Raw genomic sequence first — 8995 nt, 5'->3', positions numbered from 1 at the left:
GCAAATCTATCAAAATCGGGGATCGTGTCGCGATTGGTGAACAGGTCTCAATCCGTGATCAACAGCATATTCATACTATCGGCAAGGGAGTGCGCGATCAGGGGTTTGAGGTGGCACCTGTCATGATAGGCGCGAACACTTGGATCGGACGCGGCGTGTTCATCGGGCCGGGCACGCGGATCGGAAAAGACTGCATCGTCGCGGCGAACAGCGTTGTTCATGGCGAGTTTCCTGATGGGGTCTTGATCGCTGGAGCTCCCGCTAAAGTGCGTAAATCCCTTAGCGATAAAACCGAGGCCAAAACCGATGGGTGATACGGCACTGAAAGTGGCTTTGCTAACGCGCCAGATTACCCATTATCACCATCCGCGCTTTGTCGCCTCTGCGCAGGTATTGCAGCGGTTAGATGTGATCTCCGTTGCGAATGAGGGCAAGTTTTCTCAGGTGCTCGCCAAGACATTGCCAGATGGATATCGGGTGCATCGAATGTACGAGACACTTCAAGACTACTGCGCGGCTGTGAAACAACGCAGTTTGGCTGCCAAGATTGAGAAAACGCTCGAAACTATTACACCTGATGTGGTGGCAATCAGCGGTTGGGCCTCGCCAGAAAGTTACGTCGCTTTGCGCTGGGCGCGTCGACGCGGGAAAGGCGTCATTGTGATGTCTGATAGCCGCGCCGAGGATGCCCCTCGTAATGCGGTACGCGACTGGATCAAGGGACGTGTAGTCTGTGCCTGTGATGCCGGCCTTGCGGCGGGTGAAAGCCACAAAGGTTATTTGATGGCGCTTGGCTTACCTGAGGGGGCAATTCGGCTCGGCTATGATGTTGTGGATAACGCTCATTTTCAGGACTTTGAATTTGCTTCCGAGGCGGCGGCCCTTGCTGCGCGCGCGAATTTGGGCCTGCCGACCTCTTACATTCTGGCTTCGTCGCGCTTCATAAAGAAAAAGAACCTCAAGACCCTTATTAAGGCTTATGAACATGCCTGCGATGGGATCAACAATCCCCCTGATCTCTTGATCGCAGGGGATGGGACAGAGCGCGCTGAGCTGGAACTCTTGGCGAAAAACGTCAACTCTGGAAAAGTCCACCTGCCTGGTTTGTTCGCTTATAAAGACCTGCCAGCACTCTATGCGTTGTCCTCTGGTTTCGTTCATATCCCAACGAGTGAGCAATGGGGTTTAGTCGTCAGCGAGGCGGCAGCAAGTGGGTTGCCGTTGTTGGTCTCTAAAGAGTGCGGAGCTGCGCCGGAGCTGGTGAAGCCCTCTCTGAATGGGTGGCTAGTGTCCGCACATGACATGGATGACATTGCAAAATCTCTGAAGAGCATGATGACCCTGAGCAAAGAAGAGCGGAGACAAATGGGGCAAGCGAGTCAGAGCATTGTCGCGGATTGGGGGCCGGATCGCTTCGCATCCGGGCTTGCCGAAACAGCGGCTATGGCAAAAACATCGGGCAAGTCCCTGTCTGTTTTAGATCGCGCGCTTATCGCGATCATGAGCCGGATGGTTGTTGAGGTGGTTGCATGACCGAGACGCCAATCACTCGGCAAGGGGCGCTTAAGCCGGTTTTGGTCGCGTCGCACCCGCGTTCGGGAACGCATGTGGTGATGGACCTTATTCGGCGCCAGTTTCCCAGCACGCGCAATTGGCGTTGTTTCGGACTGCCCTTGGATCATCTTTATCTAAACTTGGAGCGCCTAGGCGCGGAGCAGCGTCGCTTTGATGAACAGACGGCAAAGCGCATCGTAAACCGTCCAAAACGCGCACTGCTTAAGACTCATTTCACAGCTGATTTTCAAAGCGGGTGGGCGCAAGATGAATGCACACCGCCACAAGGGCATTGGCGCTCGCTCGGTCAGGCGGCAAAGGTGATCTATGTGGTGCGCCACCCGATGGACGTCATGGTTTCCTATCACCAGTTCTTGAGCGCCATAGATGCGAGCGTTGTTGAGATGGACCTCATGCGTTTTCTGCATAGCCCGCATTGGGACAAAAGTGTGGATCGCTTGGGGTGGTGGCAATCGCATGTGTCAGGATGGGCAACACGCGAAGACGTCACTGTTTTGCGCTATGAAGACGTGGTCCATCAAACGGAACAAACGCTCGAAACGCTCAGCACGTCCTTGGACGATGCGGGTAGGCGTCGCAAACCTTTGTTGCCACCTAAAGTTACAACGCTGCGTAACGCGCGGTTGAACCGGCTTCTGTCAGTATCGCCGCAAAGTACAGCAATCATCGCAGATCGAAGCAGATTTCCAGCCATTGACTGGCGCGATGCTCTGACACCTGCGGATATCGACGAATTACAAACGCGCTTGAATGAAGAGCTTGGCCACTATGGATATAGCCTTGACCCAGCCAAGGCAAAGACGGAGAGGAGTGGCTGATGAGTAAAGGGAAAGTCAGCATGTTGACCACGGATTTCTCGACTCGGTCAGGCGGCGTTTATGAAGCAATTGCAGGTCAGGCACTGGCGCTGCGACGGGCGGATCGCGACGTGGATGTGGTAAATTTCGCAGCGACTGATGGCGAGAGAGCCGCGGGATCTCAAGACATCACGGTCCACGACGTACCTGCGGATGGGATATTCAAAACCCTCTTTTCCAATTCGCTCGTAAAAACTCTAGAAAACAACACTGCACAGGTTCTCCATACGCACGGTCTTTGGATTCCTGCGGTCTCTATTCAGTCCCGAACGTGGCGCGCGCGTAGCAAAGGCAGGTTTGTTCTATCGCCCCATGGCATGCTTGATCCTTGGGCGTTGGAAAATGCCAAATGGAAAAAACGCACTGCGATGGCTCTGTTTGAACGGGCAACACTGCAGGCGGCGGATTGTTTGCACGCTCTCAATCGATCAGAGGCTCAGGCGATGCGGGCGCTGGGCCTTATGCAACCCATCGCCGTCGTCCCAAACGGTGTTGATTTACCGACGCCTAAGATTGCGATCAGCCCTTTGCCTGATGACGGTCGCAAAGTTTTGCTTTTTCTGGGGCGCCTGCACCCGAAAAAGGGCCTCGCTGAAACGCTAGAGGCTTGGTCCACTTTGTTGGTTCAACGCCCAGAGATAAGTAAAAAATGGCGGTTGGTGATCGCAGGTTGGGATGATGGGGGTCATCAACAAGCACTCGAGAAACGGGTGGCTGAACTCAGCTTAGAAAAAGAGGTTCGGTTTCTTGGCGCGGTTTACGGGGCGGAAAAGAATGCGCTGCTCGCGCAGGCCAGCGCCTTTGTCCTGGCGTCGCGATCAGAAGGATTGCCCATGGCGGTTTTAGAGGCATGGGCAAACAAGCTTCCCGTCTTCATGAGCAAGGAATGCAATCTACCCGAAGGATTTGCTGCGGGCGCGGCAATAGATACGGGCACTCAGCCCCATGAAATCGCGACCGCGTTTGAGCTGAACTTAGAACGCGACGATCTCAACGATATTGGCGAGGCAGGGCGAAGATTGGTCGAAGCACGCTTCACTTGGGACAGTGTCGGCTTGCAGCTTGATGCGGTATACGCTTGGTTGTTGGGGGAAACAGATATGCGCCCGGAAACGGTTTTGACATGACTTCAACAGGCCCCTTACCAGATACCGATTGGGTCGCGCAAAACCGCGCGAGCCAAAAATGGACGAGGCGTGAGCAAGTAGGCCGTGTCGCTTGGGCGCTTGTCTATCCCTTATTTCGATTAAGTCCGCGTCCATTTTGGGCATGGCGCCGCACGCTTTTGCGTATGTTTGGCGCGCGCATTGGCCGTGAGGTGCATGTCTTTTCGACAGTTCGGATCACCATCCCTTGGAACCTTGAGGTCGGTGACGCTTCAGCTCTGGGGGATCGGGTCATCGTTTATGCGCTTGGACCAATCACGATTGGGGAGCGCGTGACGGTTTCGCAAGGGGCGCATCTTTGCGCGGGAACTCATGACTGGCGTGATCCTGCCATGACCCTACTTAAGCCACCGATCAATATTGGGGATGATGCGTGGATATGCGCTGATGCATTTATTGGGCCTGATGTCGAAATCGGATCCCACGCGATTGTGGGCGCGCGCGCGGTCATCTCCAAGACTGTTGAGGGTAGGGCGATAATGGCGGGTAACCCTGCGCGTCAAATAGGGAATAAGACGCATGGATAAGCATTTGTCTGCTCTAAGGCACTATCGATACATTAAGTTCAGGCCGATCGCGTGAAAGAAGACTTCTAATGACTCTTTGCGTTGTGATCCTCACCAAAAATGAAGAACGCCATATCGAACGTGCGATTGCATCGGTCGAAGAGATTGCAGATTGCTGTGTGGTGATTGATAGCGGATCGAGTGATCAAACGATTTCGCTCGCGAAACGCGCTGGGGCGGAAGTTCTTGAAAACCCTTGGGTCAACTATGCAACGCAGTTCAACTGGGCGCTTGATCAACTGCCCGCTGGGACCGATTGGGTGCTGCGTTTGGATGCGGACGAATTCGTAACGCCTGAACTTGCGCAGCAAATTAAACAGGATCTAGCGAAACAGCCCAAACAGGTTGAGGGTATTTATGTATCGCGGCGCATGACATTTTTGGGTCGCCCTATTCGCTGGGGTGGCGTGTTCCCAATCCGCGTGTTGCGCCTGTTTCGCCATACGAAAGGGCGCTGTGAAAACCGTTGGATGGATGAGCATATTCAGGTGCTTGGGGAGACGGCGAATTTCGCAGGCGAGATCATTGATGACAACCAGAACCAGCTCACATGGTGGATTGCAAAACACAATGATTATGCGAACCGCGAAGTCGTTGATCTGCTCAATCTGGAATATGGTTTTATGCCCCATGAAACTGTTGCTCGTTTAAAAGGCGGACAACAAACGGGTGTGAAACGTTGGCTCAAGGAACATATCTACGCGCGTTTGCCTGGCGGTTTCAGAGCGTTTGTCTACTTCATCTATCGATATGTGCTGAGGCTTGGGTTTCTTGATGGCAAAGAGGGAACTGCGTTTCATGTGCTGCAAGGGTTTTGGTATCGCTATCTCGTTGATACCAAACTTTATGAAACCAAAAAGTACATGAAAAAGAATAACGCAGACGTCGTCACGGCAATCCGTGATGTCCTTCAAATCGACGTTTCCTAGTTGTTTCTGCTTTGGCTGGTCGCTCTTATTTCAGCAGCGCTGTTTTCAAAACATGGTGGAAAATCTGACGTAGGACAAAAGCGACAAGAATTGGGATCGCCACAGCATGGATAAGCACCCGCGCCCAAAACGCCCAAATCAACCAAGCCGCTGATTTTACCTTTTGCGGTAAATCGTTTGAGAGATGTTCATAGGCGGCGATGGCTGTGCCTCTTTTCGTCCAATCTTGTGGCGTTGAGGTATTCGTTGCGCGCTCAACGATGTCTGCATCCAGCGCTGAAAGACCATCGCGCGTTGCAGCGTGCAGCGCATGGGTGATTTCCATAGAGCACCATGCGGATATCTGAATGCTGTAGGGTACAATGATATAGGTCAGTAAAAAGAGTGAAATTGCGGTAAATGTCACGCCTTCAACCAGTGTGTGCAGTCGCGGTAGGGCCGCGAAATTTCGGACGACGCATAAAGCTCCAAAACAGATGAGAGATATCGCAAAGATAGGGCCGCTAACCGCATTTGAGATTGCGAGGAGAAGCGTCAGAACCTCGAAGGCTGCAGTGGAGAGAACCAGTGCATCCATGGCTTGGCGAAGTAAAAGCGCAAAGGATTGTATTGCGTGACCGATCCCTATTTCGGCTGATGCGACAAAGTTAAAGCCTACCTCGACGCTGGCAACGACATCCACGACAGCCAATATCGCGCCCAGTGTTGTAAGCTCTTTGACGGCTTGCGTTTGGACCGTATCGATATAGGCTACATTGCTATCGTTGAGCTCTTGCCCGCCTAAAAAAGGGGCGAGCGAGTTTAGTGCACCCGAGAACCAAAGACACCCCAAAAAGATGAATGCGAGCCCAAAAGCCCAGCGAAGGAGACCTTTCAAATCGCGCTCGATATGGTTTTCTTGAGAGCTAGAATTCTGGTCCGTCATGATTTCGTCCCTTCACACAGCGAGTCGATCAAAGCTTGCGATGACGATGCTGTATCTACGTCGACCATGCCAACAATACCCGCGACATGCCCCTTTTGGCTGTTCTGCCAAAAGAGCCAAGGCGGCGCGGTTTTTGGCGGATTTGGTTTCGCGCTGTATTCGGCCAACCAAAAACCATAGGCATTTAAGTCCTTCCCAAGATGTGTGCGCCAGAACGAAGGGCTGGCATATACAATTGGAGCACACCCCGTTTTTGCCGCAACCACCTTCAACCAGAGCAATACGTTCGCCTTGTAGTCAGCGCTTTGGCTCTCATTCGGTGCAATCTCGAGGTCGAGCGCCGGGGGCAGGTCCCCCTTGGATGGCATGGCGACTTCAAGGAAATGATTGGCTTGAGTGACAGGATCATCATTCGGGCGATAGAAATGATACGCGCCGAACAGAATACCCTCTTTTGCGGCGCCAGCACGATGGGCGGCAAAGCTCTTGTCAACGTAGGTATTGCCCTCGGTCGCTTTGGAATAAGCGAAGGCGATACCGCTCGCTTTTGTTTCCTTCCAATTCACCTTGGACTGGTAGTGGGACAGATCAACGCCCTTTGGTTGTTTGGCTAGGTCTGTTGTCGCTGGCGGTGCTTTGGCCTTTTCATCATTGGATGACGCATGCTTTTTGACGGTAGGTGCTGCGACATGATTTGGAGAAGGGACCAATGGTGGACGCACGACAATGAAAACACTCAGCGCGATTGAGATAACCGACAAAAGCGCGGTTTCGGAAACCGAAAATTTTTGCGTTGTGCGTGGCTTCAACTTTGCCAAGAATGATGTGAGCGACATCCAAGAAAATTCCTTGCATTGAAATCCACGAAGGCATGAATTTCCAAAAAGTTAATCAACCTTAAGATGAAATGCGTTCATTTCCAAGGACGTCGTTTGAGGAACTCGAATTCTGCGTTGCGAAGGATTATTCGTTGCCGACGAAAGTGAGCTAAAGAAGCTCATACCCAAAGTGTGAAAGCAGCGAGGTATGAGGTTCAAGCATTTGAGAAATATGTGAGATTTGTTGTGGCGCTAAGCGATCAATTTGCTGCGCGTTCATGTCTCGCAGCCGTTCGTTGTATTGTTGTTTGACGCTTAGGCGCTGGTTCAACTGCAAGGTTTTGATCTCAGGAACGAGTTTTTTGATCTTTTGCTCAACCAAATCGGGCGTGCGACACATCTCCTCATAGGTGAAAAATGTGCTTATCCCCGTAAACTTGCTTTGATTGGCGCGCTGCATCTCAAGGCATGCAATCGTATGACGAACAGCGATAGGTAAAAGCACGTCAAGATCTTTAATGAACTGGCCGCGCCTGCGAAGAATTGCTTCGATCATCGCGTAAGGATTGCGGACCATGATCAGGAAGCGAGTTGAAGAGAAGTGTTGCTTCAGCAAGTCGGCATAAGCGAGGAAAGGAGGCGCTTTGGTGAAGAATACTTTGGCGTCAGTTGAATGTGCCCGCGCCTGAAAATACCAAGCCTTCTTGTTTTGATGCCAATTAAACGCCTTCGGATTGCTGATCTGATCCAATGATGTCTGGGTTGAAGCCCAAATCAACCCATTTTCATGTTGAGTGATTGGTCCAGAAAACCCAAGCGCATGCTGGCCCTCACGGGGAAGGTGCCAAACGTCTGGGGAGGTTCCAAGCGCCTTGGACAGAAAGGTCGATCCGCTGTTGTTAGGGCACAGAAGAAAAAGATGTCGTGTCACACAGGTGTTTAAGTCTGTTTGGGCGCCGAAGTGTAGGCATGGATCTGCTTCATTTTGTGTCATGTCAGGTTTTGTAGGCCACGTTTTGATTTCTATGCCGGAAAAGTGTCGATCAAATGTACTACCAAGGCAATATTGGGCGCTTTAGGGTGTTTACCTTTAAATAAGGCATTATAAGCAAAACAAATTTTAACCAAGTTGTAATCAAGCCTGAAAAACTGTGCCGTTGATTTTGTCATAACAGGTGTCAGCGAACTTTGATCCAAATAGGTATAGAGCCGCGCATGCAAGCCGCACAAAAACGAAATCCCTTCAAGATTTCAATCGTCACTGCCGTATATAATCGCGAAGCAACGATTGGAGAAGCGATTCAATCTGTGCAAGATCAAAGCTATTCCAATATTGAACATGTTATTCAGGACGGTGGTTCAACGGATGGAACGTTGGGTGTTATTGAGCAGCTCTCAAACAGTCGTACGTCTCTTGTGAGCGAGCGAGACGAAGGTATTTACGACGCTATCAATTTAGGAATGCAGCGTGCGACCGGGGATGTGGTGGGTTTGATGCATTCCGATGATATTTTTGCGCAAGACTCAATTATCGAAGGCGTCGCGCAGGCCTTTGAAGATCCCAGCATCGATTGTGTTTATGGTGATCTGCAATATGTCGCCGCCGACGATACTTCGCGCGTGATCCGCCATTGGAAAGCGGGCCCATTTGAGCGCGCCAAACTGCGCCGCGGTTGGATGCCGCCTCATCCGACGTTCTATCTGCGCAGGTCCATTCTGGAGCGGTTGGGCAATTATGACACTTCGTTCCAAATTGCAGCTGACTATGATGCGATGATGCGTTGGCTTTGGACTGGGCAAATCAAGACGGCTTATCTCCCGCAAGTGATGGTCAAAATGCGTGTGGGCGGAGAGAGTAATCGATCGCTTGGGCGAATTTTGCAAAAAAGCCGCGAAGACTACCGAGCGATCAAGGCGAATAATCTTGGCGGCTTCGGTACACTGCTTTGTAAAAACCTGAGGAAAGTTGGCCAATTCAGGTTCTAAAACAAAACACATGCATAACGAGAATATGAGCGTGTTACTGCACGCTGTTTCGTGTCAAAACCTTGAAACTAACCGATATCTCTGACATCGTCGGGGCAAAGCTAAATGCGCGCATGGGGTCGTAATGAATAGTGATCAACAGATCGAAAACGGGTCACAAGAACCACCAGTAG

10 protein-coding genes are annotated in these 8995 nt (G+C 51.5%); 7 read left to right on the top strand and 3 right to left on the bottom strand.

The genetic code is table 11. From position 1 onward, the window contains the following. The 6 genes from ABJQ89_RS00310 to ABJQ89_RS00285 all read left to right on the top strand — a co-directional run. Window positions 1-314, top strand: a 314-nt coding sequence (locus tag ABJQ89_RS00310) for an acyltransferase (RefSeq protein ID WP_348494286.1), incomplete at its 5' end; no start/stop codon positions are given. After that, the gene (locus ABJQ89_RS00305) at window positions 307-1533 is read left to right on the top strand and encodes a glycosyltransferase (protein ID WP_348494285.1); all 1227 of its coding nucleotides are present in this window, start codon (window positions 307-309) and stop codon (window positions 1531-1533) included. The genes ABJQ89_RS00310 and ABJQ89_RS00305, both read left to right, overlap by 8 nt. Continuing rightward, complete coding sequence (locus ABJQ89_RS00300; RefSeq protein ID WP_348494284.1) at window positions 1530-2393, top strand: sulfotransferase domain-containing protein; 864 nt, start codon at window positions 1530-1532, stop codon at window positions 2391-2393. Before ABJQ89_RS00305 ends, ABJQ89_RS00300 begins: the two co-directional genes overlap by 4 nt. Further along, window positions 2393-3559: a glycosyltransferase gene (locus tag ABJQ89_RS00295; RefSeq protein WP_348494283.1), complete on the top strand. Its 1167-nt coding sequence runs from the start codon at window positions 2393-2395 to the stop codon at window positions 3557-3559. The genes ABJQ89_RS00300 and ABJQ89_RS00295 overlap by 1 nt, the downstream gene beginning before the upstream one ends. Beyond that, window positions 3556-4125, top strand: a complete 570-nt coding sequence (locus ABJQ89_RS00290; RefSeq protein ID WP_348494282.1) for an acetyltransferase — start codon at window positions 3556-3558, stop codon at window positions 4123-4125. The genes ABJQ89_RS00295 and ABJQ89_RS00290 overlap by 4 nt, the downstream gene beginning before the upstream one ends. 68 nt (window positions 4126-4193) lie before the next feature. Then, window positions 4194-5093, top strand: coding sequence for a glycosyltransferase family 2 protein (locus tag ABJQ89_RS00285; protein ID WP_348494281.1), 900 nt, complete (start codon window positions 4194-4196; stop codon window positions 5091-5093). A gap of 25 nt (window positions 5094-5118) precedes the next feature. On the opposite strand, the gene ABJQ89_RS00280 is transcribed toward ABJQ89_RS00285, so the two are convergent. The 3 genes from ABJQ89_RS00280 to ABJQ89_RS00270 all read right to left on the bottom strand — a co-directional run bounded on the left by ABJQ89_RS00280 (window position 5119) and on the right by ABJQ89_RS00270 (window position 7830). After that, window positions 5119-6018 (bottom strand): hypothetical protein, encoded by a 900-nt coding sequence (locus tag ABJQ89_RS00280; RefSeq protein ID WP_348494280.1) that lies wholly within the window; start codon window positions 6016-6018, stop codon window positions 5119-5121. Next, window positions 6015-6854 carry a GH25 family lysozyme gene (locus tag ABJQ89_RS00275; RefSeq protein WP_348494279.1) on the bottom strand — a complete coding sequence of 280 codons (840 nt, stop codon included), beginning with the start codon at window positions 6852-6854 and terminating at the stop codon, window positions 6015-6017. The genes ABJQ89_RS00280 and ABJQ89_RS00275 overlap by 4 nt, the downstream gene beginning before the upstream one ends. A 151-nt stretch (window positions 6855-7005) precedes the next feature. Then, window positions 7006-7830: a sulfotransferase gene (locus ABJQ89_RS00270; protein ID WP_348494278.1), complete on the bottom strand. Its 825-nt coding sequence runs from the start codon at window positions 7828-7830 to the stop codon at window positions 7006-7008. Window positions 7831-8051: 221 nt separating this feature from the next. On the opposite strand from ABJQ89_RS00270, the gene ABJQ89_RS00265 reads away from it, so the two are divergent. After that, window positions 8052-8822 (top strand): glycosyltransferase family 2 protein, encoded by a 771-nt coding sequence (locus ABJQ89_RS00265; protein WP_348494277.1) that lies wholly within the window; start codon window positions 8052-8054, stop codon window positions 8820-8822. Window positions 8823-8995: the final 173 nt, after the last annotated feature.

Source organism: Planktotalea sp., assembly GCF_039984035.1.
Taxonomy (GTDB): Bacteria; Pseudomonadota; Alphaproteobacteria; order Rhodobacterales; family Rhodobacteraceae; genus Planktotalea.
This window is presented reverse-complemented; position numbering and strand designations above follow the sequence as displayed.

Bases quoted from the DNA above. Each gene is read 5' to 3' on its own strand.
- ABJQ89_RS00305 (WP_348494285.1), top strand. From the start codon at position 307: ATGGGTGATACGGCACTGAAAGTGGCTTTGCTAACGCGCCAGATTACC.
- ABJQ89_RS00300 (WP_348494284.1), top strand. From the start codon at position 1,530: ATGACCGAGACGCCAATCACTCGGCAAGGGGCGCTTAAGCCGGTTTTG.
- ABJQ89_RS00275 (WP_348494279.1), bottom strand. From the start codon at position 6,854: ATGTCGCTCACATCATTCTTGGCAAAGTTGAAGCCACGCACAACGCAA.
- ABJQ89_RS00295 (WP_348494283.1), top strand. From the start codon at position 2,393: ATGAGTAAAGGGAAAGTCAGCATGTTGACCACGGATTTCTCGACTCGG.
- ABJQ89_RS00280 (WP_348494280.1), bottom strand. From the start codon at position 6,018: ATGACGGACCAGAATTCTAGCTCTCAAGAAAACCATATCGAGCGCGAT.
- ABJQ89_RS00270 (WP_348494278.1), bottom strand. From the start codon at position 7,830: ATGACACAAAATGAAGCAGATCCATGCCTACACTTCGGCGCCCAAACA.
- ABJQ89_RS00265 (WP_348494277.1), top strand. From the start codon at position 8,052: ATGCAAGCCGCACAAAAACGAAATCCCTTCAAGATTTCAATCGTCACT.
- ABJQ89_RS00285 (WP_348494281.1), top strand. From the start codon at position 4,194: ATGACTCTTTGCGTTGTGATCCTCACCAAAAATGAAGAACGCCATATC.
- ABJQ89_RS00290 (WP_348494282.1), top strand. From the start codon at position 3,556: ATGACTTCAACAGGCCCCTTACCAGATACCGATTGGGTCGCGCAAAAC.